Genomic DNA, 24,668 nt, shown 5'->3' with positions numbered 1-24,668 from the left:
TGCACAAAACGATGACGGTGTCGCGAAACAGTCCCGTATCAGCTGTTATCGTCATCGCAGCCACCTAGGGTGACCACTGTGCAGGATGTGATCGAAACCGGTGAACGCCGCGAGGGGATGCGCGGCGATATCGCCGGAGCCGGGCTCGCCGCGGCACTGGTGTGCGCCGCGATCGTCATCCCGCAAATAGTCAGCGAACAGTGGTTCGCCTCGCTGTACGCGGCGTCGGCGCCCCTTTTCGGCTCCTGGGTGCCGCATATCGGCTGGGGCACGATCCCTGCGGTGGCGATCGCGGTCGGGGTGGTCGGGCACGGCCCGGCTCTGGCGGCGCGGCTGTCCTGGCCGAAGCTGCTGGCCGCCGGTTACGTCACCGCGGTGGCGTGGGCGTTCGCGCTGGCGATGGTCGACGGCTGGGAGCGCGGGTTCGCCGAGCGGCAGACCGACCCGAACGAATATCTGCACGAAGTTCCCGGCGTCACCGATATCCCCGCGATGCTCGGCGGTTTCACCGATCGGATCCTGGATTTCCAGCCCGATTCGTGGACCACCCACGTGTCCGGACATCCGCCCGGCGCGCTGCTGTTCTTCGTGTTGCTGGACCGGGCCGGTTTCGGCGGCCCGGTGTGGGCGGCGGTGGCCTGCCTGCTGATCGGCTGCAGTGCGGCCGTCGCGGTGGCTGTCGCCTTGCGCGCGCTTGGCGCCGAGGACCGGGCCCGCGCCGCGCTGCCGTTCCTCGTGCTGGCCCCGGCGGCGATCTGGCTGGTGGTGTCGGCAGACGCGGTGTTCACCGGCGTCACAGCCTGGGCGGTCGCGCTGCTGGCGCTCGCGGCCCGGCTCGCGCACCCCGATTTCTCGCGTCCACCGGCTGCCGACCCGGCGATTGCCGCATCGTCTACGAGCGCTGCCCTGGGCTGCGCGGTGTCCGCGGGCGCGCTGTTCGCGCTCGGCCTCTATCTCAACTACGGCATGGTGTTGATGGGTCTGCTCGCTGGAGCCGTCCTCGTCGCGGCCCGGACGCTGCGGCCGCTGCTGCCCGCTGTGGTCGGGGGACTGGCGGTGGTTGCGCTGTTCACTGTCGCCGGGTTCTGGTGGTTCGACGGATATCACCTGGTAGTCGAACGCTACTACCAGGGCGTGGGACGCACTCGTCCGTTCGGCTACTGGTGGTGGGGCAATCTGGCGGCCACCGTCTGCGCGGTCGGTATGGCGACGGCGGCGGCGCTGCACCGGTCACTGGCGCCGGCCAGGCTGCGGACGCTCGACCCAGCCGCAGTGCTGGTCGCTGCGGCGCTGCTCGCGATCCTGGCCGCCGATGCGAGCGGACTGAGCAAAGCCGAAACCGAACGGATCTGGCTACCGTTCGATATGTGGCTGTTGGTGGCCACCGCATTCTTGCCAAGGGCCAAGCTCTGGCTGGCAGTGCAAGCGGGGGGAACCCTGCTCATCGCTCATATCGTGCTGACGAACTGGTGACGCTCCGGTGGCCGAAGCCCTGCCCTGTGCCCGGGCCGGTACGACCGCCCGCGTTGGATCGGGCAGTATCGTTTTCCTCCTCGTGAGCGCCGGCTTAAGGAGAGTCATGACAAAGACTGACAATGTGCCGGAGCCCGCGCTGCCTACCGCAGAGGCCGAGGACGCCGCAGGCGTTCGAGCGACGCGGCTGCGGCGGCGGCTGGAACGATTGATCGGTGTGGCCGCGACCGAAGGAAACGAGCTGGTCGCGCTCCGGAACGGAAACGAGATCTTCCCGGCGATGCTGGACAGTATCCGTGCCGCACGTCACACGATAGACATGATGACGTTCGTCTACTGGAAAGGCGATATCGCTCGCGAGTTCGCCTACGCGCTCGCCGAACGAGCCCGTGCCGGTGTCCGCGTGCGCCTGCTGCTCGACGGATTCGGTTGCCGGCTCATCGAGCGGGATCTGCTGGAGATGATGGACCAGGCGGGTGTTCATATCGCCTGGTTCCGCAAACCGCTGTATCTGTCGCCGCTCAAACAGAATCACCGCTGCCACCGCAAGGTACTGGTGGTGGATGAACAGGTGGCGTTCACAGGCGGGGTCGGCATCGCCGAGGAATGGTGCGGCGACGCGCGCGACGAGCACGAATGGCGCGATACCCATGTGCGGCTGCGCGGGCCCGCCGTGGACGGTTTAGCGGCGGCGTTCGCACAGAACTGGGCCGAATGCCACACCGAGCTCTTCGACGAACGCGACCGGTTCGTCGGTCACCGGCGTCACGGTGACGCGGTGGTGCAGGTGGTGCGCGGTTCGGCCAGTTTCGGCTGGCAGGATATGCAAACCCTGATGCGGGTGGTGATCGAATCGGCCGAACAGCGTTTCCGGCTGGCCACCGCCTATTTCGCCCCGGACGCTTTCTTCGTCGACCTGTTGTGCGCTGCGGCGCGACGAGGGGTGGAAGTGGAGATCCTGCTGCCCGGCCCGTATACCGACCAACGAGCCTGCCAGCTGGCGGGCCAGCACTTCTACGACGAACTGCTGGCATGCGGGGTGCGGATCTTCCAATACCAGCCCACCATGATGCACGCCAAGATCATCACCGTGGACGCGGTGGCCGCCCTGGTCGGATCGACGAACTTCAACCGGCGCTCCCTCGACCACGACGAGGAGGTCATGCTCGCCGTCCTGGACCGGGAGTTCACCGCAACCCTCGACGCCCATTTCGAGGCCGATCGGGCGGTGAGCGAACTGATCCACGCACGACACTGGAAGAACCGCCCGCTGCTGCAACGGATTTGCGAGGCCGCCGTGCTGCCGTTCCGGCGTTTCCTGTAGTCGCGGCGGTGGTCCCTTCACCGGACGGCGTAGCGCGCGTCTTCGCTGCGCCGCGCCCGATCCGACACCGTGGCACCGAGCAGCATCATCCGCATCATCCGTTCGGCGGCATCGATGAGCAGCCGTTCGGCCTCGGCGACGGCCTGCGACAACGGCATGGGCACGGTGAGGATGGACGCCATGGCGCCGATACCCACCTCGTGAACGGCGGGCGCTCCCTCGCCGAGCGACCCGGCGAGCGCGACCACCGGGACCCCGTGCCGGGCTGCGCGGCGGGCGATCTCGGCGGGGACCTTGCCGTGCGGGGTCTGAAAATCGATGGAGCCCTCGGCGGTGATGACCAGATCCGCCCTCATGATCCGGCTGTCCAGATCGATACCGGCCAGCCCCGAATCCAGCAGGGCGTCGAACCGTGAACGCAGTTGCGCGCCGACAGCGGCCAAACCCGCGCCGAGCCCGCCCGATGCCCCCGTAACCGGCCCGGTGCGCAGATCACCCGACCCGATCCCGTCGCGTTCGAGGACCCGAACCCAGTTCTCCAGCGCCGCCGACAGCCGCTCCACCTGATCCGGCGCCGCGCCCTTCTGCGGACCGAACACCCGCGCCACCCCACGCGGCCCGCACAGCACATTGTGCACATTGCCCGCCACCACGAGCGTCGCGTCCAGCAGTCGCGGGTGCAGGCCGGACAGGTCGAGGTGTTCGGCGTGCGCGAGTTCGTAACCGCCCCGGCCGATCTCGTGCCCGTCGCAGTCGAGGATCCGGGCGCCCAGCGCCTGGAGCGCACCCGCACCGCCGTCGCATGTCCCGGAGTCCCCGCACCCGACGATGACGGTGTCGACACCGTCGTCGAGGGCAGCCGCGATGAGCTGGCCGACACCGAAAGTTGTTGTCGCACCGGGATCACGGGCATCGCGCGGAACATGGGCGAGACCTGCCGCAGCGGCCATTTCGACCACCGCCACCGCGTGTCTGTCTGCGGCGAGCGAACCACTGTCTCGGTTGAATGAGCGCGAACCAGGACTGTCGCCGATCTGCAGGGGATCCGCCTCAGGTCCGAGCTGCGCCACCTCGCCGTGCCCCGCCCCCGATCCGGGGCCGAGTCGTACCGGCCCGACACAGCCGAGCCGGGCCGACGCGGTGGCGCGGTCGAGCTGTGCTGCTCCTGCTTCGAGCCGGGCCGTATCGGTCCCGTGGTCGGGTCGGGCCGAAACGACGTCACGAACGGTCGACATCGAACCAGCGTGATGGCAGCGCCCAGCCGAAACGAATCCTCCGCCGAGCCGAGCCCAATGCGCGCGTACGGGCGCGCTCACCGGCCCAGCCACATCCAGATACCGCAGCGTCCCACCGGTCGCCGCAGCGAGCATGACCGCGGTGCCTTCACCGCCGTCGGGGATGGGCGCGAGATCGAGACGGACACCGGGAAGCACCCGGCGCACCCCGGCGGCGATCGCCTCGGCCACGGAGGCGGCGTCGAGGCTTTCCTTGAAACCGCTGGGGGCGACGAGGACACGCTGGGGAACATGGACCGGCATTGCTGTGCCTTTCGAGAGGGTGACACGGTGGGGCGAAAGAAGATCAGGAGGAGAGCGGCAGTCCCAGGAACGGCCAGATCCACAGCGTGAACGCGAGCAACAGGGCCACCGAGACCGGTGCGATCGCGGCGGAGTAACGCAACAGGTGTTCGGGACGGTAACCGGGAACGCCGTCGGCTGCGGCGAACATAGCGACTGGTTTCGCGGAACTGGTGAGGGTGTGGCAGTAGCCAGCGGCGGCGGTGGATATGAACGCGGCGGCCATCGGGTCGACACCGACAGCGGGCGCCGTGGCCACGATGATCGGGACCAGCACCGCCGAACGCGCCGAGCGGGACTGGATCATCAGATGCAGCAGCAGTGACACCACCACCACGACAACCAGAAACACCACGCCGGAAGCGGACCCGAGCGAGCCGACCGGACCGAAGACCAGCTCGGCGAGCCATACGGAGGCGCCGCTGGTCGTCACCGCGATCCCCAGGCAGAGGGTGGCGGCCAGGAACAGCAGCAGCGTCCAGGGAATGGTTTTCGCGGCGGCGGGCAGCGTGGTCACCCCGAACCGCGGAGCGGTCGCGACGAGCGCGCCGAGCATGGCGACGACCGCCGGATCGATCCCGTGCCATGGTTCGCTGCACCACAGCGTCACCACCGCGGCGAGCACAACGAGCACGCGTTTCTGCGGCGCCGACAGCGGGCCGGTCAGCTGTTCGCCTGCCGTGGCGAATGCGGAGGCCGGCACGCTGAGGCGGCGGCCGCGTTCCGCGCGATCGGTGAACATCGCCAACGCCATTTCGGCCGCCAAATGCGACCAGATCACCGCCAGCGGCAGTCCCAGCATCATCCACTGCAGGAAACCGAAACCGTCACCGGTCGCCGCCTCGACGATTTCACTGGCGATCAGGTGGGCGCCCGCGCCGAGTAGCGAACCCACCGCGGAGAACAGGATCACCGACGGGAACACGACAGCGAGGGCGAGCACCAGCCGCGGCCGGTCGCGCAGCACACCGGCCAGGGCGAGGAACACCGGCAGGGCAAGCGCGGCGCGGCCGGAGGTCGCCGGGATCGCGAAGGCGGTCACCAGCAGGGCGACGGTGATCAGGTGAACGAGCTGGCGCGGGGTGCGCGCCAGCGTGAGCAGTCGCGCGGCGACCCTGGCGGACAGGCCGCTGGCCGTGACCGCCGCCGCAATGATGAACGCCCCCACCAGCAACCAGATCACCGAGTCGCCGAGTGTGCCGGTGAACGTGTCGGTGTCGATCGGTCCCGCGACGACCAGCACCAGCGCCGCGCCAAGCGCGATATAGGTGTCGGGCAGCGGCGCGAAGACCCACATCCAGATCGCCGCCACGAACACCACCAGCGTGACCGCACCGTCCCGTTCGAGATCACCGAACGCGGCGGCGGCCACGATGCCCGCACAGAGCAGCGTCCCCACCGCCGCCGCGGCCGCCGCCGGGCGGGACAGCCCCGGCAGCGCCGGTCGGGGCGACGAGGGGGGAACACGCCGGGGCCGCGGCGCAACAGTGCGGAACTCGGTGACGCTCATGACAACCGGTAGCCCATCCCGCGCACGGTCTGCAACCGTTGCGCGCCGATCTTGCCGCGCAACGCCCGCACATACACATCCACCACATTGGAGGCCGGATCGAAGTCGTAACCCCAGACGTGCCCGAGGATCTGCTCGCGGCTGAGCACCTGATCCGGATGCCGGAGAAACACTTCGAGCAAAGCGAATTCACGAGCGGTCAGGTCGACGGCACGCCCCTGCACATGTGCCCGCCGTGAGCGCAGGTCCAGGCTCAGATCACGGTGGGACAGCGAGTCGGCTGCCGCGACGTTGTCGTCGTGCAGGCGCAGCCGGACCCGGGCGAGGAGTTCGGCGAACTGGAACGGCTTGGTCATGTAATCGTTGGCTCCGCCCTCCAACCCGGCCACCGTGTCGTCGACGCTGTCGCGGGCCGTGAGCACCACCACCGGGGTGCGCACCCCCTCACCGCGCAGTTGACGCAGCACGGTGAAACCATCCATCGACGGCAGCCCGATATCGAGAATCACCATGTCGAACGCCCCGGAACGCGCCATCAGCAGCGCGGTCTCCCCGTCGGCGACATGCTCGGTGGTGTAACCGGCCGCGCGCAGGCCCTTCCCGACGAACGACACGATGTGCACATCGTCTTCGGCGATGAGGATACGGCTCATAGCTGGTCCTTCCGTTCGTGCGGGTCTCTGGTCTCGAGCGTGGTGGGGTCGGCGGGCAGGTCGAGACCGAAGGTCGCGCCGTCGCCGGGGACACTGCGCACCCAGGCCGAACCGTGGTGCGCGTCGGCGATGGCGCGGACGATCGCCAAGCCCAGCCCCGCACCGCCGCGACGTGTCGCACCGGACCTGCCCGACGGTGTACCGCGCTGGAATCGCTCGAAGATCACCGGCGCGTCCTCCGGGGTGACACCCGGCCCCTGATCGCAGATCCACAGCGACAACATCCGGTCGCGGCCCTCGCCGGCGAACCGGGACCCCAACTGCACGGTGGTGCCGTCCGCGGTGTGCTCGACAGCGTTCGCGGCCAGCTGCAGCATCGCCTGCGTGACACGCTGTGCGTCGATCCAGGCGGTGCCCTCGGCCACCTCCATCAGATGCCAGCGCCGCTCACCGAGCGGCTGCACCTTCGACTCGATATCGAGCATGGTCTGCGCGATATCGACCGGCCGCCGCACCACGAAGTCCGGCTGCTCCGCTTTGGCCAGCATCAGCAGATCGGACACGATCCGCCCCATCCGCGACAGTTCGGAATCGACCAGCGCCAGCGTGCGATCGCGCTCCTGCGGGTCGTCGGGCAGTAGCTCGAGATGCCCGCGCACCACCGTGATCGGGGTGCGCAGTTCATGACCGGCGTCGTCGACGAACTGCCGCTGCGTGGTGTAGGCATGCTCTAGCCGGTCGAGCATGGCGTTGAACGTTTCGGCCAGGGCGGCGATATCGTCACGTCCCTGCACCGGGACCCGGGCCGTGAGATCGGTTTCCCCGATTTCGGCGGCGACCTCACGCACTGTGCGCACCGGCATCAGGATGCGTCCCGCCACCAGGTAGGCAACACCGGTGGTGAGCACGAGCCCGGCCAGCGATACCGCGGTGATGATCCCCATCGTCCGGCCGACCGCGGCGCGCCCACCGTCGGTGAACGCGGCGATCACGAACGACCCGCTACCGGTCTCCGACCGCACCTCGACCCGGCCCCATCGCATCTCCCCGGCAGGGGACGCAACGACACCGGATTTCGACCCTGCGGTCGCCAGCGCGGTGAACAGGTCCGGATCGGCGGCCGCGGCCTGCGGCATATTGCCACGCACGGTCGGTAACTGCCTACCGTCCACCACTCCGACCATCACTTCCCCGTCGACCGGCGACTGACGCAGCAGATACGTCTCCAGCAGCCGGTCGACCGAGGTGAACGGCTGCGTGGTCGTCGGGTCGACCCCTTCGGCCGCGAACGTGCGGAACTCGTCGGCTTCCTGCGCGATATCAGCGTTCGCCCGCGTGCTCACATCACGCAACAACAGGTTGCGCGCCGTGACCAACACCACGACGAGCAGGACGAACGTCGTCAACATGATCCACGCCGTGATCTTCCAGCGGGCAGGCAGCCGGGACCCACGCAGCGGCCGCACGAGCTGCGATGTCTGCGGGGCTGCGGATGTGGCAGGTGTGGTGTTCGGCGACGTGGTTGTGTTCTCGGCCGGGGGCGCGTTCCGGTTCGGTTCGGCGAGCAGCGACCGGCTGCGGCCGGAATCAGTCATCGTCGTCTGGGCCGTTGTCGTCGTCTGGGCCGTCGTCGTCGAGGCCGTCGTCATCGTCGTCGTAGGGCACGGCAGGCGCAGGCGCGGGCTGAGCAGGAGCGATAGGCGCCGGGGGAGCGGGTGCGGGCGCCGCCGGGGCGGGTGCGGGTTCTGGCGGCTGGAAGGTCGCCGACGGCCCCGGTGCGGTGTCCCCGTCGTCACTGTCATCACCGTCGCCGCGGGAGGGCGACGCGTTCGGCTCGCTCGGCGCGGGCGGCGCGATGCTCACCGAAACCGGGGAGGGGCCGAGTTCGGGATCGGAGGAACGGGTCAGCGCGAAGCTCGCGAGCACCACACCGAGGGCACCGAGCCCGACGAGCGCGGCGACAACAGAGCGGGAGCCGGAGATGAACATACCGGTCACTATGCCGGAGCCCGATGATCGGACCATGAGTCGGTTATGAAGATCTCTTCATCTTCACCGGCGAGGTATCGATGCTGGTAGGGGGCAGTTAACCCCCCCTCGCCTGAAGGCGGGTATTTCCTCGGGCTCCTCGATGAAGGGATGCACGGTCGATATCCCTGCGCATGGTGCGTGTGCTGACGCCGAGCCGATCCGCCGGCTCCTCCCCGGAGCAGTCTCAGCCGCTCTGCAGCGATGGCAGGCGCAGCAGCCGCGCAGAAGTTTGCCGCATGCCGAGCTACTTGCACAGTTTAGGACCGATATCGACCTAATAGCTTCCTACCGTGGCTGACATGACCCAGAAAGACATGCCCCGGATCGAACCGTTCCACATCGATATCCCGCAGTCACAGATCGACGACCTCAACGCCCGCCTCGCGGCCACCCGCTGGCCGGACGAGCTGCCCGGCGTGGGCTGGAGCTACGGCATCCCGACCGGTTACGTGCGGGAACTGGCCGCATACTGGCAGACCGGCTACGACTGGCGCACGCACGAGAAACAACGGAACACCCACTCCCAGTTCGTCACCGAGATCGATGGTGAGCGCCTGCATTTCACCCACGTGCGCTCTCCCGAGCCGGATGCGCTGGCGCTGGTGCTCGTCCAGGGCTGGCCGTTCGCCGATTTCACCGACATGATCGGCCCGCTCACCGATCCCCGCCCGCACGGCGGCAACCCCGGAGACGCCTTCCACCTGGTGATTCCGACGCTGCCCGGCTTCGGTTTCTCCGGCCCCACCCGCACCTCGGGCGCAGCCGCCACCGAGACGAGCGCCCGACGTATCGCGACCCTGATGACCCGATTGGGTTACACCCGCTACGGGCTGCAGGGCGGGGACGCAGGCTCTTTCATCGCGCCGCAGGTGGGCCGGATCGCCACCGAACACGTGGTCGGCGTCCATCTCAACGACCCGATCACCATCCCCTCCTGGGACGACGACGGAACCGGATACAGCGAAGCCGACCAGGCGAAACTGGCCGAGCTGCAGAACTGGTCGAACGCCGAAACATCTTCGTACGCAACCATTCACTCGACCCGCCCGCAAACCCTCGCGCCCGCATTGAGCGACTCACCGGCAGGGATGCTTGCCTGGGTTATGGACGTGGTGCACACCTACACCGATCCCGCCAAAGAACTCCCCGAGGATGCGATCGATAAGGACGCACTGCTCACCAACCTCAGCATCCTGTGGTTCACCAACACCATCGGCTCCTCGTTACGGCTGTACAAGGAATCGCAGCAGTGGGGCGCCGATCTCCCCGACTCCGGCGTGCCGACCGGTATTGCGACCTTCCCCGGCGCGACCTCGATCCGCGGTATCGCCGAAAAACAGAACACGGTGGTGCGCTGGACGGAGTTCGACCGCGGCGGACACTTCGTCTGTATGGAAGCACCAGACCTGTTGACCGGCGACCTGCGCGCGTTCTTCCGTCCGCTGCGCTGATACTCGCCTCGCCGTACGGCTGGGAACGTGGCCTAGGATCGGACAGGATGCACCACCCTCCTCCGCCGCAGATACCTGTCGTCGTCGCGGCTTCCGCTCCGCTGTGTGGGCGGTGGTAGTTGTGGTGGATGTTCCAGACTGCGATCGCAGCCGAGCAGGCGTTCTCGCTTGTGAAGTCCCGGGCGTAAAGCAGTTCCGCGACCAGGCTCCGCTGGTAACGCTCCACCTTGCCGTTGTGGCGGGGCGTGTACGGCTTGGTTCTGACTGCCGGCGATCCGGGCGAAGTCGATGCTGAGTGGTGCATTGTGGCGCCCCACCGGAGCTCCTCGGAGACCGCTGTTCTGTTTCAGTCGACCGGGTGCGAGAGCCACTCCCCCTCGAGCATCACTGTTCGACCAGGGAACTCGTGGAATCCGTTCCATACTTGAATACGGCGAGGGAGTAGTCGGATGTAGACGTAACCCGGCATCTGTCGTGGGTCATGAGAGACAGCGGCGAAGCGGTCGGCCAGGTCCGTGGCAACCTCTGCAACGGACACGAGACCGTCGAGGGTGGCATCGACCATCACCACATCGGACGTGGTGCCCACGGCAATGCGTGCCCTTCCGGTCTCCTGAAGGTTCCGAACGGTTTTACTGCCCTCTCCGGTGGCAGTGACGATGGCGTCGCCGTCGCCGACGAACGCTACCGGAATGAGGTGCGGGCCGGTGTCCCCACCTGTCGATAGCCACATCTGGAATTCCTGCTTTAGCCGCTGGCGCGCAGCATCTACGCGTTCTTCATGAGGCCGAGGCGTTGGCATGTCGCTGTTTCCCTTCTGTTTGGTTCGCGACCCGTACCTGCTCAGCTTTTACCTGGCTGGTAGACCCCGGACGATGTCCCTTGGTCGGCGCGGATGCACATACGACCAACGCCGGACTAAGCGTCGGCGACCATGTGATAGTTCGCAGCGTCGAAGCCGGTGACCTCTCAGCCGAAAAGATTCCCGTAGAACGCGCGAGCTCGCTCCGTATCAGGGGTGGCAGTTCGAGCCAGACGAGATTTGCAGACATGAGTTCCCTTTCGATGGGGGGTGAATTCCGTCCGGGAAGGGGCGTGAAGCTTGCTGGCTGGCGGTGGACAGGGTTCCGCGTGTCGACGCGGCGTCTTCGACGGTGTGAACCGCCGGATATGTGGCGGTCAGAGAGTGACTGCAGCGGCGTAGCGGTCGAGTAGACCCGGCCAGCCGCCGTCGTTGTCGAGGTAGAAGCGGGCAGGTTCCGGATAGACGAATCGGTCCAGATGGCGATGCTCGAGGTCGACCTTTGTGCAATGAGGCCCAAGGACAGTGAAGCGGAGTTCGACTTCGGTCCGCAGCCTCGGTTCGAACTGCCAGAATCCGTGGCACAGTACGCCGCCGGTGATTCCTGGTATGGCGGTTTGCAGCTGCCATGCCAGAACGAGGCGGTGAGGAGGGTCCCAGGTGAGCACCTTCCCCCAGTCGCACTGTTCGCCGTCGACGGATTCTTCATACCAGCGTCCGCCGACGTGCGGCTCGATCGCCACCCGGGCCTGCGGTGCCCGGGTGATACTGTTTTGCCCCGGCCACCAGCGATCTATGCCATCGACGAACGTTGCGAATGCTCGGTCGATGTCGGCGGGCACTGTGATGCTGTGTCGAACGGGTTCAGGCGTCGTCATCGGTATCATCTCCGCGAGTCTCGGTGTCGGGGAATGCGTTACGAAACGACGCGAGCGACCGATCCCAGAAGACGTCAAGGTAGGCCCGAAGCTCGGCGAAGCCTTCCGGGTCGACTTGGTAGAGACGTCGCGTGGCCTGTTGACGTTCGAAGACCAAGCCAGTTTTCTTCAGCACTGCCAGATGCTGTGACACGGCTGGCCGGCTGATGGGGAGTGTCCTCGCCAGCTCGCCGACTGCGATCGGTCCCGCGGTGAGACGCTCAAAGATCTCCCGTCGCATGGGGTCCCCGATCGCGGCTAGCATGTCCGCTGCACTCATCGGACCTCCCAACTGGTAAGCACTGGCAGACCGTAAGTCGTCACTAACGGTAAGTCAAGACTGACCAATGGGTAGGAGTCTCACCCCGGGTGGTCCGAGGCGGTGCCAACAACCTCCTACCCCGCAACAACTTAGATCCTGCGCCTTCTGGGCACCTGGGTCAGCGGGTCGATGAATGTCGACTCGGCCAGCAGACGGTCGAGGACCTACGGATCCGTCGATATAGTCAGCCGGTATACGGAGTTCGACCGCGGCGGACACTTCGCCTGTATGGAAGCACCAGACCTGTTGACCGGCGACCTGCGCGCGTTCTTCCGTCCGCTGCGCTGATACTCGCCTCGCCGTACGGCTGGGAACGTGGCCTAGGATCGGACAGGATGCACCACCCTCCTCCGCCGCAGATACCTGTCGTCGTCGCGGCTTCCGCGCCGATCACCCCCAGGTCCCGGCCCCTGCCGATGATGGTCGAATTCGCTCCCGGCCTGCGTTTTCTACTACACCCCGGCAACAACCAGCTGTTCCTGCCGCCCGGGCGCTACCGCGCGCAGCTCTGGTCGCAGTACACCTTCTGGCGGGTCGGCAGAGCCGAACTCGATATCGACACCACTCGCGGGCCTGTGTGGTTGTCCTATACGACGCCCCGCACCATCTACGGTGCGGGCGTCGCGGGCTTCCACCCACAGGCCCGCCGGGGCTTATGGTGATCTACGGCTCGCGGTCCTGGTCCCGCTGCTCATGAGCTAGATGTCGGCGGCGGCGCCGTCCCCACCGAGGGAACGCATCTGCATTCGGAGCAGGCCGGGCAGCCTAGAAAGGGGCAGGTTGGCGAGATCATGCATCCGTTGACCTGCCTTCGGTCCGGTTGGCCACGGCCAGCCACGCCGTTGCGAGAACGGCAAGGACCACGACGGCGGACAGCCCTTGTGTGGGTGACCATCCCCAGTGGCTATGGACGCTGGTCAGCATGTAGGGCAGGGCGAACCCGAGGTAGCTCAGGGCTTGATATGCCGATGTCGCTGCACCGAGTTGTGCCGGGGGAGCGGTGTGTTGGATGTCGGCCAGGCCGGCGAACTGCGTGACGCCGTAGGCCGCGCCGAGCGCGATCGCAGCGATGAGTACGGACCAGACAGTCGATGCTGCGGCTGCCCAGGTCGCGACGATCAACGCGATTACCGCAGTCATCATGGCCGGCACGAGCAGACCCGCCCCGGAACGGCTGTTCATTCTCGCTGCCAGCGGCTGCACCAAGACTCCAGCCAGGGCGGGGATGCTTGTCGCCACGGCAGCGAACGCCAACGGTTGTGCACCCGCATGATCGGTGACAGCGGCCGGGAGGTAGGCCAACGCGATCGCCGCAGTGCCGAAAACCCACGGTGCGAACGGTGCCGTGATCACCAGCAGATGCCGGGCGACAGCACCCTGATCGTGGTTGTCCGCATCGTGCGCGATGCTCGACGACGGCGTGCGCACCGTCGCCGGCTCGAAGCGAATGAACAGAGCCATGGCCGCAACGCACAAGACCAGGTGCGGCACATAGGGCCACACCTGCGATTCCGACACCCACTGCGCAATCAGCCCTGCAACGAGCGGACCGCCGCCGAACCCGACGGTCATCGCCACCGTCGCCCGGCGGGCCCCCGCATGCTGATGCGTTTGCCCGGCGGACAGTTCGCGGATCCAGGCTGCGCCCGTGCCGAACGCCAACCCGCTGCTGATACCGGTGAGGAATCGCCCGGGAAAGAGCAGCACATGCCATGTCGACCCCACCAACAGAACGAGGGAGGCCAGCATCGATAACACAAGCGCAGTCTCGACAACGACCTTGCGTCCCACGCGATCCGACCAACGCCCCCCGACAAGAAGCGCCGGTATCAGCCCCACCGCGTATAAGCCGAACAGGAGTTCGGTCGCTGCAGCCGACACACCGTGTCGCTGGTACAGCACGATCAACGGAGCGAACTGATTCGCACCCCACCCCAACGACGCAACCGCGACCGCAGGCCGCAACCACGATTGCGTAGGGACGGGCCGCCCCTGGCCAGAAACGACAACTTTCTCGATCACTTCTAGAGCATCCGCTGAGCTCGGCTTCCGAAACCAGTGACCGATCTGCCAGCATTGTTACAATTTCGGCCATGGCTCCTGTGGTGGCTCTCGCACTCAGCGACGGAGTGCCGATCTTCGAACTGGCAGCGCCATGTGCGATCTTCGGTACGGACCGATCCGACCTGACCGGCACCGACTGGTACACATTCAAGGTCTGCAGCCCGCCGCACGCGCGGGTAGATCAGTGGTTCACCGCAGCGACACCCCATACCTACGACGACCTGGTCACGGCCGACACCGTCGTCGTACCGGCATGCCACGACGCCATGCTCACGCCGCCGACCGACCTCATGGAGGCAATCCAGTCGGCGGCGCGACGCGGTGCACGTATCGCCTCCATCTGCACCGGCGCGTTCGTTCTCGCGGCAGCAGGGCTTCTCGACGGTCGCCGCGCAGCCACGCACTGGCTCCACGCGCCGACACTCGCCGACCGCTACCCGCGCGTCATCGTCGACCCAGACCCGCTCTACATCGACCACGGCGACGTACTGACCTCAGCCGGAAAGTCGGCCGGCACCGACCTATGCCTCCACATAGTCCGTACGGACTATGGTGCGCACGTCGCCAACCAGATCGCCCGCCGACTCGTCGCTCCTCCACACCGAGAAGGACACCAACGGCAGTACACCGACCCTTCCCCGGCACCGGCACACACCGACACTCTCGACGACACGATCAGTTGGGCACTGGCACACCTCGACACACCACTCACCGTCGAGCAGTTGGCCCGGCACGCGTGCGTCAGCCTGCGAACACTGCACCGGCACTTCGTCGCACGGACCGGCGCCCGACCGCTCGAATGGCTCAATGCCCAACGCGTCCGACACGCCCAGCAACTCCTGGAAACCACAGACATCCCCATCGACCGCATCGCCGCCTGCTGCGGCTTCGGTACCACTGCCGCCCTCCGCCGCCACTTCCGCGACGCCCTCGACACGACCCCAGACGCTTACCGCAGAACATTCACCCAGCAACAAACCAACCGAGCCACGACCACCCCGCCCCCAGGTGTTACCAACATCCCGCCCCGCAACAACTAGACGGTCACCCACACCGTCTAGTGCGAGGTTTTGGCATGCGAGCCCTGACCAGCAGGCTGGGCCGGGACTCACTTGGGAGACCGTTGTGCCTCTATCACTTTCCACGTCAACTCGATGAGGAACTGGGCAGCACTGCGCTTGTCGCCACCCAGACCGTCTCACTCGTTTCGGTTGTTTCTTCGAAGGGTTTCCTCGCATTGCCCAGAGGGTTGAGATCGTCTGGAGCATGACGTTTCACGAAGTAGCCGTTTGGGAGCCGGTCTTGCTGTCTGTCATAGCGCAAGACCCGGCCGCCTCTATATCTTTATCGGGGGTGAATAGTGGCGCCGGTAGCAAGTCAACGACGTGCAGTTTGTCCTTGAAAAAGGCCGTCATGCTATCGCGCAGGTCGCCCTGTGTAATGCCGGCCTGAGGCTCGGGTTTCCTGTCAGGTGTACGCCTCTCACCTGCGAGGCTGGCCAGGCCAACGGTGGCGTCGGTCATTACGGCATCCTCGAGTGTGGGTGACCACGCGGATCATGTATCGAACAGTTTGATATGGACGAAGCGGGTCGACGGATCTCGCTCGTCCACGACGATGATTCGGTTGACCGACTTTCCGTCGGTGTTCCGGTAGATGTCGGTGGCCTTCAGGATCGACGGTGAAGTCTCCAGCGGCGGACCAGCGATTGCGGTTTCGGTCACTTCCGGCATCTGGGTCAGCGGCTCGGTGAATTTCGACTCGGCCAGCAGAAGGTCGAGGCCCTGCGGATCCGTCGATATAGTCAGCCGGTATAGCGTGTCGAGACCGTTCTCCGACCGGGCGTCGAGCACGGCGGCATTTTCCGGAATCACGATTCCGGAAAATGCGGAAGCCTCCCTGACTATGTCGGCGTCATTCGCAGTCTGGGTCGTCTCCGAACGCCGGCTGTCGTCCCGACTTTCGCTGCCGCAACCGGCCATACCGACCAGCGCGGCCACGAGACCGGCTACGACACCAGCCATCTTCACCCGCCGCATTCCGGACATCGCATACCTCATCGGTTGGGATCACTCCTCTCACCGTCCCAGTTGTAGCGATCGTGCACGTGCACCTTGTACTCGGCGGTGAGACTCGGCTCGGCGCCCTCGGCCGGTGCGAGCACCGTCACCACGCCCGTGACGGACCTCCCATTGCGAAGAACCAGTCCTCGCTCGAGTTCTTGTCGATGTAGAACCCGAGCCAATGCGACTGGAATTGCACCGGGCTGCCATAGAGCTGGCCTGCCGCCGCTTCAGCGGTGATCCGCCGGAGCTCCGTCGCAGCCAAGCCGTTCGCTTCGCTGTCGGCTGCGGGCACATCCCGCAGCACCGCGTCCGCGTTGATTGTCAGCAGTTTCCCACTGTTACCGAGGTAGTGGTCCAGGTGAGCAGAGGCATTCGTCCAGCCGGCAGCATCCGCGGCAATGGATGCCGCGGCGGCAATCCGAGCGAAAGCCACATCGTCGGCGCGGCTGTAGATGGGCTGTGAGCCCCACACACCCTGACCGGCGTCAGCCGGTGGTGCAGGATGCGGTTCAGGAATCAGTGCCACGGTTGCTCTATTCGTTCGTCGTTACCGAAAGTAGTCGGGTCAACCGGCGGAACCGATGGCGTGTTCCCGCCAGACGTTGCCGCCGTATCCGTACCGGCTGGCGCTCAGGTCCACGTGCCGCTGTGGCCGCCATCCCTTAGAGCACGCGGTACAGATCGGCGAGGTGAAAGGGCCATGGAGGCAGGAATCGAACCCGCGACTGCCCACATGCCGAACGGGGCTCTACCAACTGAGCTACACCACGGCAGGGGACTGTACCTGCGATGCCATTTGCATCACGACAGGTGGTGCGACCTCCAGTAAACACAGAGTTCGAACAAGACGGGTACAAGACCGGCTCACCCTTGCAGGTGGGGTAGGTGTCAGGCTATTGCGATCGGTGGAACCGATTGGCGTAGGCATGCGTCCAGTACATTGAGGGCAGTTTGCGGAAGGGTGGGCACATCGATATGGACGTGGGGCAAGGGAACGCCAACGCGTTGTGGCAGCAGGCGGTGGCCGGGACGTTTCCGCTCACCGATGCCCTACCGGTAGCTTTGCGACATCCTGCGACGAAACAATGCAGCCTGGCGCCCTTTCGATTAGCCAGCGGGCAGCACGGATGGAGTCGACGTAGTAGGGCGCAACGTGGTTTCTCACCGAGGACCGTCAGCTTGCCGCCACCCATACGCCGCCATGTGGTGAACATGTCCATGATCTCGGGGCAGCGGCATCCTGACGAGGCCCGGGTGACCAGGAACCACAGGCAGAGGCGGCACGGAAGTAGTAGGCGCCGCCTCTGACCGGTTCCGTTCCCGTTGTGCCCGACGGGCGAACGGGTACTACGGCACGACGAACGGCGGACCCTCGTGGATCGTGACGATTACGGCGATATCGGCGTACGGGGCCGACCCGAGCGCAGCACGGTGCGCCATCCGCGCCAGCGCGACCCGCATCCCGTATTTGATGCGAATGCCTTCCCGTACTTTGTTGAGCAGGGGGCCGCCGCGCACCAAGTGGGCGGTGCCTTGATGCTGCCGGGATCCCAGGGCTGGCCTGCCCCGCCAGTCGCCGGCCTGCACGATGATTCGCCTGTCCTGCGCCAACTGCTGCGCTTCGTCCGAGTGGGACGACACCCGGAACGCGAGCCTGCCGTGGTCGATCGGGACCACCAGGCGCGGGACCGTGGCCCACTGGCCGGGTGCGATCCGGCGGGTCACCAGCACGGTGCGCGCATCCCACCACAGCATCCCGGGATGCCATTCGCTCGGACGCTGCGGTACGGCAGGCAGGTTCGGTGTCGGCCGGGCCGGAGTATACGGGCGCGGATTGCTCTGAGGGTACGGGCCGGGATTGCCCGGGAAAGTGGCGTCGACGACATGATTGGTCTCAGCGGGGTATGTCATGACGAAAGGACCTCCGGGGCAAGTCGTTGCAGTGGCCCGATCCGGTTGCCCGGACGGGGGGACGGGAAGAGGCAGCGCGAGATCGACGACAAGCTGCTGGGCAGCAGTCGCTTTCAGCTCCGCTTCTTCGCATGAATGGCCAGATAATCTTCATTACCTGACATAGATCTGATATAGCACCGGATTCACATACTGGCAAGGATGATGTCGTTGACCTGCGGTAGAGCAGCAAAGTGAGCCGCGGTACCGCGGGAAACGGTCAGCTCTGCCTCAGCGTGTGCAACTCGACTCGGCTCAGCCGCCCCGCGTCGATCTCCGCTGTCAGGTAGGTGTGTTCCGGCTGTCTTCGCCGATCGGTGGGCGATCCCGGATTGAGCAGCCGGAGCCCGGTATCGGTGACGCTGTCCCACGGAATATGGCTGTGGCCGAACACCAGCACATCGGTATCGGGGAAGGCGCGCGCACACCGCTGCTCCCTGTCCTTCGCGGCTCCGGTCTCGTGCACCACCGCCAGCCGCAGCCCGTCGAGTTCGGCCCTGGCGATCTCGGGAAGCCGGGCCCGCAGCAGCGGTCCGTCGTTGTTGCCGTACACGCCGATCAGACGCGCACTGCGTTCCTCGAGCCGATCCAGCAACCCCACCTCCACCCAGTCACCGGCGTGCACGACCACATCGGCCGCGTCGACCTCACGCCAGAGCCGCTCCGGCAGATCCCGCGCCCGATTCGGCACGTGGGTGTCGGAGATGATGAGCAGCTTCACTGCTCCGGTGTACCACGCACTCAGCGACGCGCTGCTCAGCCGCATTCCGAGGCCAGGGGAGCAGGGCCAAGTACGACCGTACGGCTGGTGGGAGGCCGCATACTCGACGAGTATCGGGTCCGTGGGCCGCGAGCACGGGCTCCCGGCACGGTGAAATAGGAGAGAACCTATGAGCCCGCCGAACGAGCTCAACCCGGCCGATGCGGCCGTCGCCCCGCTGTGGCGGGCGGTGCAGGCGTTCCGGTTGGTCACGCTGCTGTATGCGGTCGGCCAGCAGATCGCCTCGGTGCCGCACTACCAGAACCAGCAGCTGAGCTGGGTTTTCATCGCGTTCATGGTGATCTGGTCGGGGGTGTCGGCGCTGCTGCTGTCGCGGTGGGAGGGCCAGGATGCCACGCGAATACGCAGGTGGGTGGTGGTCGGCGATCATCTGGTGGTGATCGGGTTGATCGCCGCGACCAGGCTGGTCGCCGACTACGACTGGTATCACGGACACCAGACCCTGCCGACCACCATGTGGGCGGCGAACGCGGTGATCTCCGCAGCGATCCTGCGCGGCCCGGTGCTGGGGGTTGCTTCCGGCCTGCTGATCACGGCGGTGATCATCACCGTGCGGGAACAGTGGGGCGAGGACGTGTGGAGTGATGCGACGGCCCCGGTGCTGGTGTCGGTGGGGTTGGCGTTGGGGCTCGCCGCCGATACCGCGCGCCGGGCGCAGACGCAGTTACAGCGGGCCGTGCGGATGACCGCGGCCGCCGAAGAACGGGAACGGCTGGCGCGTGAGGTGCACGACGGCGTACTCCAGGTCCTCAGCTACATCACACGTCGCGGTAGCGCGATCGGCGGGCCTGCCATGGAATTGGCGCAGCGGGCGGGGGAGCAGGAGGTGGCGTTGCGGGTATTGCTCTCCGAACAAGGCGGGCGCGGCGACGCGGGAGGCCGGGAGGTAGATCTGCGTCCGCTGTTGACCGCACACGCCACCCCGACAGTGGTCGTTTCGACACCGGGCGAGCCGGTGCGCGCGGGACGCTGGACGGCGAACGAGATCGCCGCGGCGGTGGCGGCTGCACTCACCAACGTCGAGGTACATGCCGGGCCGGACGCCACCGCGTATGTGCTGCTGGAAGACACCGGTACGGAGCTGATCGTCAGCGTGCGCGACGACGGCACCGGTATCCCGCCGGGCAGGCTGGCCGAGGCGGAAGCGGAAGGCAGGATGGGTGTGGCGCGCTCCATCACCGGCCGTATCGCCGCACTGGGCGGAACCGCCGAACTGCTGACCGAGGGGATCACGGGCGAGGGTACCGAGTGGGAATTCCGGGTGCCGCGTACCTGAAGACGCACCCGCTGCGAATCTGGCACGATGAGGGTGGCCTGATCCGGTGCGTCGACTGCGGGAGGAGCAGCCATGGCGACCGATGCTGCCGCAGCCGAGCGGATTTCGGTGATGGTGGTCGACGACCACCCGATGTGGCGTGACGGAGTGTCCCGTGACCTCGCCGAGGCAGGATTCGATATTTCCGCGACCGCCGACGGTGTCGGGTCGGCGATCCGGCGGGCCGCCGCGGTGCGGCCGACGGTAGTGCTGATGGATATGTCGCTGCCCGATGGTGGCGGCGCGCAGGCCACCGCCGACGTGCTGCGAGTGTCGCCGGACAGTCGGGTGCTGGTGCTGTCGGCTTCGGCCGAACGCGACGACGTGCTCGAGGCGATCAAGGCGGGCGCCTCCGGTTACCTGGTGAAGAGTGCGTCCGCGGCGGAACTGATCGACGCGGTGCGCGCGACGGCCGCCGGGCAACCGGTGTTCACTCCGGGTTTGGCCGGTCTGGTGCTCGGCGAATACCGCAGGATGGCCACCGCCGCCGCCGAGCCGGGGGAACCGCAGCGGCCCGCGCTGACCGAACGCGAAACCGAGGTACTGCGGATGGTCGCCAAGGGGCTGTCCGCCAAGCAGATCGGGGTACGGCTCGGGGTGAGTCATCGCACGGTCGAAAACCATGTGCAGGCCACCCTGCGTAAACTCCAGTTGGCCAATCGTGTCGAGCTCACCAGGTACGCCATCGAGCAGGGGCTCGAATAGGGCTCTGCTGCACGTGTTCCGGCAGAAATCGCGTAGTTCTCGCATCAGCACCGAGTGTTTCTACTCATGCCGGACGCCGCTGTGCGGCCGAGCATGAAAAGCATGACAACCTCGATCGATCCGGCCCTGGTCGCTCGCCTGTCCGGCGAGTTCAGCGAGCTGGGAACACAGATGGGTGTGCTCGGACGCGACCTGGAATTGCTGCACACGCAGGTGCTGGCGTCGAGCGGCCGTCGTCTGGCTTTCCCGCCGACCACCACGACCGAACCTGCTGCCCGGGACGATGCGGGTGTGCCGACGGGCGCGGTGTCAGGAGCCGGTGAAGCTCTGGATTCGAACCTCGGCGCGGACCCTGCGTGCCCGGCAGCCGACGAGCAGTCCGGGATCGCGAGAGACGCGCGCGGCGACCGGTCCGCCTCATCTGCGGTGACGGAAGACGCGGCGGCCCCTCCGTGCACTCCTGCTGCCCCGGAAATGGCCGCGCCGACGCCGTCGAACCAGGACAGCGCCGCAGGTGTCAGCGGGTCGACGGGCTCTGCCGAATGCGGTGATGCGACGGGCTCCGCCGAACGGTTCCCAGGCAGAACATCGTCGTGGCCTCCGACAGGAGGCACTGAACCGAGAGATGCGAGCGCGGTTCCCGGGGCACCCAGCATCCCTCCGGCCGGCACGGCCGGTAGCGGTCCCGCAGCGGTGCCGCCCTGGGGGCCGATGCCGACATGGCCGTCGCGCCCGTATTCCGCGCCGCCTGCCTCCCCTGCCTGGAGGTCGCGATATCAGCCTCCCTATCTCCCGCCTCATCCAGTCCCGACGGGTGCCGCGGGAGGCCATGCTGCCCGGCCCGGCACGGTCCCGCCGCCCGGTAGCCGTCAGCAGGCGCCGGCCCGTACTCCATGGTGGCAGCGTGACGGTGTGATCAGCTGGGTACTGGCTGTCGCCGGTGTCGCGGTCACTTTGATCGGGGTGGTGATGCTGCTCGTGCTGGCGGCGCAGGCGGGACTGTTCGGGCCGGTACCCAGGGTTGCCGCGGGGGCGGTGTTCTCGGCGGGGCTGGTCGCAGCGGGGTTCCGGGTGTACAAGCGGCCAGGGGGACGGGTGGGCGGTATCGCTTTGGCCGCTACCGGTGTAGCGGGCGCGTACCTGGATGTGGTCGCCGTGACCTCGATCTATCACTGGCTGCATCCGGTGCCGGGGCTCGCCGCGGCCGCGGCGGTGGCTGCGGTCGGGGTCGGGCTCGCGGTGCAGTGGCGGTCTCAGCCGTTCGCGGTGCTGGTGGTGGCGGGAGCGGGAGTGTTCTCGGCGTTCATCACGACCGATCTGGTACTGCTGGCTTTCCTGATCGTGCTGCAACTGGCGTGTGTTCCGGTGCAGACCGGCCGCGACTGGCCATTGCTGCATATTGCCCGCACGCTGCCCGCGGTGCTGGCCACCTTGTCGAGCATCGCTGCCGCGGCTGTCGCTACTCCGGCGCGGGACCAGCTCTACCTGTTGCTTGCCGCGGCGGCCGCGGTGGCGGTGGTCGGGGTGGTTGGCACCGTGGTCGTGGTGCGCCACCGCCCCACGGACATCATGGCCACGCTGACCTTCGCGGCCGCCGCAGCGCCACTGCTCACCGTGGTCGCGCTGTTCGAACGGCGCACAGCTGTGCTCATCGCGGCCGTATACGCGGTGGTGCTGCTGGCTGTCGCGGTGAGCGCGGCGCTGCCGGGAGTCCGTAACAAAGTGCGGATCCCCGGGCATACGGCTACTGCGGCGGCAGTGACAGGGGCGTTCGCGCTACTGGAGGCTTGCGTGGCCGTCACCGACGGTGCAACCTTGCCGATCGCCCTGTTCCTGGTCGCGCTCGGCTTCCTGGGCGCCGCAGGTCAGCTGCGGTCCACGGTCGGGGCCGCGCTCGGTGCGGCGTTCACGACCCTCGGCGGTCTCGCGTTCCTCGCCACGGCGAGCCCGGAAACGCTGGCGCTGCAACGCCTCGCCGAGCAGGAACTCGGGACGACGACAGCGATCGCGGCCGTAACAGGGCTGGCCGTGGTCGCGGTCGGCTGGTGGGCGCTGCCCAGAATTCCCGCCTGGTCCGCGGGTGTCACCGGGGAATCGCTGCTGTGGGTCGCGGCCAGCGCGGTGATGCTCTACCTTGTGACCGCCGCCACTGTGGCGATCGGCACGACGAGCGGCGCCGACAACGGTTTCGTCATCGGCCACAGTATCGCCACGATCATGTGGATGGCCGGGGCGACCGGAGCCCTGCTGCATGGTCTGCGCAACCTTGCCGCGGAAGCCGCCGTTGCCAAGGTCGCGCTCGGCTCCGGGCTGCTGGTCACGGCCGCTGCGCTGGCGAAACTGTTCCTGTTCGATCTGGCCACCCTCGACGGCCTGATCCGCGTCGCGGCGTTCCTGGCCGTCGGCATTCTGCTCCTCGTCGTCGGCACCCGCTATGCGACCGCGTTCGCTGAGGTGGGAGCGAGGAACGGGAAGGAAGGCCCGGAGAAACCGCAGCGGTGATCGGAACCCCCGAGAACTGCCCGCACCGTAGGTTCCGGCGCGAGCAGTTCCGGTCGGTGTCTCAGCGGCTACGACCACGTTCAGGGGCGGGAGACTACTTCGTCCGCCAGGCCGGCCTCGCTGTCAGGATCCTACGGCGTGACCACATCCCGTAGAACGCATGATCCGGGGTGGTGTCGCCGGGCGCCATGGCGTTGACGACCGCTGTGGTGCGAACGGCGCCGGGGTCACCGACGTGGTGGGAGCGGTATGCGGTTCAGGTCTTCGGCGCCGACGATGGGGCCGGGGAAATACCGGGCGGCTTCGGTGCGGTGCGCGTCGAGGGTCCGGTAGCGCTGGGAGAAGTGGGTCAACACGAGGGTGTGTGCGCCGGCTTCCGCGGCGGCGCGGGCGGCTCCGCCCGCGGTGAGGTGGCCGTATTCGTCCGCGAGGTGAGCGTCCTCGTCGAGGAAGGTTGCCTCGATGACCAGCATGTCGACGCCGGTGGCCAGGTGCAGCACACCGGGGCACATCCGGGTGTCCATGACGAAAGCGAAGCTCTGACCGGCGCGGTGCTCGCTGACCTCGGCGAGGGTGATGGTGCGGCCGTTGTGCCGGATCGATCCGTCACGTTGTAGCTGCCCGATCAGGGGGCCGTGCACGCCGAGCGCGGCGAGGCGGTCCGGCAGCATACGCCGGGTGTCGGGTTCGGTCAGCCGGTAGCCGATGGCATCGACAGAATGCGACAGCGGCGCGGTTTCGATGACGAAAGGCGCGTCGGGCGCCGCCAGGGGCCCTGGACCGGTCACCGGATGCGGGTGCAGCTCCACCGTCTGGCGAAACGGGGTTGCTGCGCACAACCGGTCGAAATACATCTGCCCCGAAGCCGGGTAATACACCTCCACCGGGTGGGCGACCTGGTCCAGGTTGATGCGTTGCACGATGCCCGGCAGGCCGAGGCAATGATCGCCGTGGAAATGGGTGAGCGCGATCCGGGTGATATCGCTGGCCGACACGCCCGCGAACGTCATCTGCCGCTGAGTGCCTTCCCCAGGATCGAACAGCACGCCTTCCCGCCCCCAGCGCAGCAGGTAACCGTTGTGGTTGCGATGTTTGGTCGGCACTTGGCTGGCGGTGCCGAGCACGACGAGTTCACGCTGCGACATCATCGACCCCCCGTGTTGCGGCAGGACCGGCCAGGGGTACGGCGATGCCCGCCTCGCCCGGCGGCGCGGCATATGGCGAC

At 67.0% G+C, this 24,668-nt stretch carries 23 protein-coding genes, 1 tRNA gene and 1 pseudogene; 8 read left to right on the top strand and 17 right to left on the bottom strand.

Annotated elements, in window-relative coordinates:
- The first annotated feature begins 117 nt into the window (after positions 1-117).
- Both B0T44_RS14635 and B0T44_RS14630 read left to right on the top strand, forming a co-directional pair.
- Positions 118-1,473 carry a hypothetical protein gene (locus tag B0T44_RS14635; protein ID WP_438269026.1) on the top strand — a complete coding sequence of 452 codons (1,356 nt, stop codon included), beginning with the start codon at positions 118-120 and terminating at the stop codon, positions 1,471-1,473.
- A 106-nt stretch (positions 1,474-1,579) separates the two neighbouring features.
- Positions 1,580-2,797, top strand: a complete 1,218-nt coding sequence (locus B0T44_RS14630; RefSeq protein ID WP_077114873.1) for a phospholipase D-like domain-containing protein — start codon at positions 1,580-1,582, stop codon at positions 2,795-2,797.
- 17 nt (positions 2,798-2,814) lie between these two features.
- On the opposite strand, the gene B0T44_RS14625 is transcribed toward B0T44_RS14630, so the two are convergent.
- The 5 genes from B0T44_RS14625 to B0T44_RS14600 form a co-directional block, all read right to left on the bottom strand.
- Complete coding sequence (locus B0T44_RS14625; RefSeq protein WP_139347650.1) at positions 2,815-4,335, bottom strand: glycerate kinase family protein; 1,521 nt, start codon at positions 4,333-4,335, stop codon at positions 2,815-2,817.
- Between the two features lie 43 nt (positions 4,336-4,378).
- Positions 4,379-5,884 (bottom strand): SLC13 family permease, encoded by a 1,506-nt coding sequence (locus tag B0T44_RS14615; RefSeq protein ID WP_077114872.1) that lies wholly within the window; start codon positions 5,882-5,884, stop codon positions 4,379-4,381.
- Complete coding sequence (locus B0T44_RS14610) at positions 5,881-6,537, bottom strand: response regulator transcription factor (RefSeq protein WP_077114871.1); 657 nt, start codon at positions 6,535-6,537, stop codon at positions 5,881-5,883. Before B0T44_RS14610 ends, B0T44_RS14615 begins: the two co-directional genes overlap by 4 nt.
- Positions 6,534-7,946, bottom strand: a complete 1,413-nt coding sequence (locus B0T44_RS14605; RefSeq protein WP_077115136.1) for a sensor histidine kinase — start codon at positions 7,944-7,946, stop codon at positions 6,534-6,536. Before B0T44_RS14605 ends, B0T44_RS14610 begins: the two co-directional genes overlap by 4 nt.
- Positions 7,947-8,124: 178 nt before the next feature.
- Positions 8,125-8,526, bottom strand: a complete 402-nt coding sequence (locus B0T44_RS14600) for a hypothetical protein (protein WP_077115135.1) — start codon at positions 8,524-8,526, stop codon at positions 8,125-8,127.
- Positions 8,527-8,867: 341 nt separating this feature from the next.
- On the opposite strand from B0T44_RS14600, the gene B0T44_RS14595 reads away from it, so the two are divergent.
- Entirely contained in the window at positions 8,868-10,019 is a 1,152-nt protein-coding gene (locus B0T44_RS14595) for an epoxide hydrolase family protein (protein ID WP_077114870.1), read from the top strand.
- A gap of 94 nt (positions 10,020-10,113) precedes the next feature.
- Here the strand turns inward: B0T44_RS14595 and B0T44_RS14590 are convergent.
- From B0T44_RS14590 to B0T44_RS14575, 4 genes and pseudogenes are all read right to left on the bottom strand, one after another.
- Positions 10,114-10,281, bottom strand: a pseudogene (locus B0T44_RS14590) (integrase core domain-containing protein); the annotation flags it as partial.
- A gap of 84 nt (positions 10,282-10,365) precedes the next feature.
- A complete protein-coding gene (locus B0T44_RS14585; RefSeq protein WP_077114869.1) occupies positions 10,366-10,821 on the bottom strand; it encodes a pyridoxamine 5'-phosphate oxidase family protein in 456 nt (151 codons plus the stop codon).
- A gap of 377 nt (positions 10,822-11,198) precedes the next feature.
- Positions 11,199-11,699 (bottom strand): SRPBCC family protein, encoded by a 501-nt coding sequence (locus tag B0T44_RS14580; protein WP_217697422.1) that lies wholly within the window; start codon positions 11,697-11,699, stop codon positions 11,199-11,201.
- Positions 11,686-12,018, bottom strand: coding sequence for an ArsR/SmtB family transcription factor (locus B0T44_RS14575; RefSeq protein ID WP_077114867.1), 333 nt, complete (start codon positions 12,016-12,018; stop codon positions 11,686-11,688). Before B0T44_RS14575 ends, B0T44_RS14580 begins: the two co-directional genes overlap by 14 nt.
- A gap of 377 nt (positions 12,019-12,395) precedes the next feature.
- Here B0T44_RS14575 and B0T44_RS14570 point away from each other — a divergent pair, with 377 nt between their 5' ends.
- Positions 12,396-12,722, top strand: a complete 327-nt coding sequence (locus B0T44_RS14570; protein WP_139347649.1) for a hypothetical protein — start codon at positions 12,396-12,398, stop codon at positions 12,720-12,722.
- A 127-nt stretch (positions 12,723-12,849) separates the two neighbouring features.
- Here B0T44_RS14570 and B0T44_RS14565 read toward each other — a convergent pair whose 3' ends face one another.
- Positions 12,850-14,082, bottom strand: coding sequence for an MFS transporter (locus tag B0T44_RS14565; RefSeq protein WP_175647925.1), 1,233 nt, complete (start codon positions 14,080-14,082; stop codon positions 12,850-12,852).
- A gap of 71 nt (positions 14,083-14,153) precedes the next feature.
- Here B0T44_RS14565 and B0T44_RS14560 point away from each other — a divergent pair, with 71 nt between their 5' ends.
- Entirely contained in the window at positions 14,154-15,164 is a 1,011-nt protein-coding gene (locus B0T44_RS14560; protein ID WP_077114864.1) for a GlxA family transcriptional regulator, read from the top strand.
- A gap of 234 nt (positions 15,165-15,398) precedes the next feature.
- On the opposite strand, the gene B0T44_RS14555 is transcribed toward B0T44_RS14560, so the two are convergent.
- The 6 genes from B0T44_RS14555 to B0T44_RS14530 all read right to left on the bottom strand — a co-directional run bounded on the left by B0T44_RS14555 (position 15,399) and on the right by B0T44_RS14530 (position 18,861).
- Positions 15,399-15,647, bottom strand: a complete 249-nt coding sequence (locus B0T44_RS14555; protein WP_077114863.1) for a hypothetical protein — start codon at positions 15,645-15,647, stop codon at positions 15,399-15,401.
- A 33-nt stretch (positions 15,648-15,680) separates the two neighbouring features.
- Complete coding sequence (locus B0T44_RS14550) at positions 15,681-16,172, bottom strand: hypothetical protein (protein ID WP_139347648.1); 492 nt, start codon at positions 16,170-16,172, stop codon at positions 15,681-15,683.
- Positions 16,173-16,290: 118 nt separating this feature from the next.
- Positions 16,291-16,716 (bottom strand): hypothetical protein, encoded by a 426-nt coding sequence (locus B0T44_RS14545; protein ID WP_077114862.1) that lies wholly within the window; start codon positions 16,714-16,716, stop codon positions 16,291-16,293.
- A 172-nt stretch (positions 16,717-16,888) separates the two neighbouring features.
- Positions 16,889-16,960 (bottom strand) — tRNA-Ala (locus B0T44_RS14540).
- Positions 16,961-17,537: 577 nt separating this feature from the next.
- A complete protein-coding gene (locus tag B0T44_RS14535; RefSeq protein ID WP_077114861.1) occupies positions 17,538-18,101 on the bottom strand; it encodes a hypothetical protein in 564 nt (187 codons plus the stop codon).
- 259 nt (positions 18,102-18,360) lie between these two features.
- Positions 18,361-18,861: a metallophosphoesterase family protein gene (locus B0T44_RS14530; protein WP_077115133.1), complete on the bottom strand. Its 501-nt coding sequence runs from the start codon at positions 18,859-18,861 to the stop codon at positions 18,361-18,363.
- A gap of 169 nt (positions 18,862-19,030) precedes the next feature.
- On the opposite strand from B0T44_RS14530, the gene macS reads away from it, so the two are divergent.
- The 3 genes from macS (at position 19,031) to B0T44_RS14515 (ending at position 23,443) form a co-directional block, all read left to right on the top strand.
- Positions 19,031-20,197, top strand: coding sequence for a MacS family sensor histidine kinase (macS, locus tag B0T44_RS14525; RefSeq protein ID WP_077114860.1), 1,167 nt, complete (start codon positions 19,031-19,033; stop codon positions 20,195-20,197).
- A 72-nt stretch (positions 20,198-20,269) separates the two neighbouring features.
- A complete protein-coding gene (locus B0T44_RS14520) occupies positions 20,270-20,941 on the top strand; it encodes a response regulator (protein ID WP_077114859.1) in 672 nt (223 codons plus the stop codon).
- Between the two features lie 912 nt (positions 20,942-21,853).
- Positions 21,854-23,443: a DUF2339 domain-containing protein gene (locus B0T44_RS14515; protein WP_077115132.1), complete on the top strand. Its 1,590-nt coding sequence runs from the start codon at positions 21,854-21,856 to the stop codon at positions 23,441-23,443.
- A gap of 227 nt (positions 23,444-23,670) precedes the next feature.
- Here B0T44_RS14515 and B0T44_RS14510 read toward each other — a convergent pair whose 3' ends face one another.
- The gene (locus B0T44_RS14510; RefSeq protein ID WP_077114858.1) at positions 23,671-24,588 is read right to left on the bottom strand and encodes a ribonuclease Z; all 918 of its coding nucleotides are present in this window, start codon (positions 24,586-24,588) and stop codon (positions 23,671-23,673) included.
- Positions 24,589-24,668: the final 80 nt, after the last annotated feature.

It is taken from the genome of Nocardia donostiensis, from assembly GCF_002081715.1.
In the GTDB taxonomy this organism is placed as follows: domain Bacteria; phylum Actinomycetota; class Actinomycetes; order Mycobacteriales; family Mycobacteriaceae; genus Nocardia; species Nocardia donostiensis.
The sequence above is the reverse complement of the archived record's forward strand: the minus strand, read 5'-3'. Positions and strand labels throughout refer to the sequence as shown.

Bases quoted from the DNA above. Each gene is read 5' to 3' on its own strand.
- B0T44_RS14550 (WP_139347648.1), bottom strand. From the start codon at position 16,172: ATGTCCGGAATGCGGCGGGTGAAGATGGCTGGTGTCGTAGCCGGTCTC.
- B0T44_RS14555 (WP_077114863.1), bottom strand. From the start codon at position 15,647: ATGACCGACGCCACCGTTGGCCTGGCCAGCCTCGCAGGTGAGAGGCGT.
- B0T44_RS14580 (WP_217697422.1), bottom strand. From the start codon at position 11,699: ATGACGACGCCTGAACCCGTTCGACACAGCATCACAGTGCCCGCCGAC.
- B0T44_RS14510 (WP_077114858.1), bottom strand. From the start codon at position 24,588: ATGTCGCAGCGTGAACTCGTCGTGCTCGGCACCGCCAGCCAAGTGCCG.
- B0T44_RS14560 (WP_077114864.1), top strand. From the start codon at position 14,154: ATGGCTCCTGTGGTGGCTCTCGCACTCAGCGACGGAGTGCCGATCTTC.
- B0T44_RS14600 (WP_077115135.1), bottom strand. From the start codon at position 8,526: ATGTTCATCTCCGGCTCCCGCTCTGTTGTCGCCGCGCTCGTCGGGCTC.
- B0T44_RS14585 (WP_077114869.1), bottom strand. From the start codon at position 10,821: ATGCCAACGCCTCGGCCTCATGAAGAACGCGTAGATGCTGCGCGCCAG.
- B0T44_RS14535 (WP_077114861.1), bottom strand. From the start codon at position 18,101: ATGACATACCCCGCTGAGACCAATCATGTCGTCGACGCCACTTTCCCG.
- B0T44_RS14575 (WP_077114867.1), bottom strand. From the start codon at position 12,018: ATGAGTGCAGCGGACATGCTAGCCGCGATCGGGGACCCCATGCGACGG.
- B0T44_RS14610 (WP_077114871.1), bottom strand. From the start codon at position 6,537: ATGAGCCGTATCCTCATCGCCGAAGACGATGTGCACATCGTGTCGTTC.
- B0T44_RS14630 (WP_077114873.1), top strand. From the start codon at position 1,580: ATGACAAAGACTGACAATGTGCCGGAGCCCGCGCTGCCTACCGCAGAG.
- B0T44_RS14605 (WP_077115136.1), bottom strand. From the start codon at position 7,946: ATGTTGACGACGTTCGTCCTGCTCGTCGTGGTGTTGGTCACGGCGCGC.
- B0T44_RS14570 (WP_139347649.1), top strand. From the start codon at position 12,396: ATGCACCACCCTCCTCCGCCGCAGATACCTGTCGTCGTCGCGGCTTCC.
- B0T44_RS14595 (WP_077114870.1), top strand. From the start codon at position 8,868: ATGACCCAGAAAGACATGCCCCGGATCGAACCGTTCCACATCGATATC.
- B0T44_RS14635 (WP_438269026.1), top strand. From the start codon at position 118: ATGCGCGGCGATATCGCCGGAGCCGGGCTCGCCGCGGCACTGGTGTGC.
- B0T44_RS14520 (WP_077114859.1), top strand. From the start codon at position 20,270: ATGGCGACCGATGCTGCCGCAGCCGAGCGGATTTCGGTGATGGTGGTC.
- macS (WP_077114860.1), top strand. From the start codon at position 19,031: ATGAGCCCGCCGAACGAGCTCAACCCGGCCGATGCGGCCGTCGCCCCG.
- B0T44_RS14625 (WP_139347650.1), bottom strand. From the start codon at position 4,335: ATGCCGGTCCATGTTCCCCAGCGTGTCCTCGTCGCCCCCAGCGGTTTC.
- B0T44_RS14615 (WP_077114872.1), bottom strand. From the start codon at position 5,884: ATGAGCGTCACCGAGTTCCGCACTGTTGCGCCGCGGCCCCGGCGTGTT.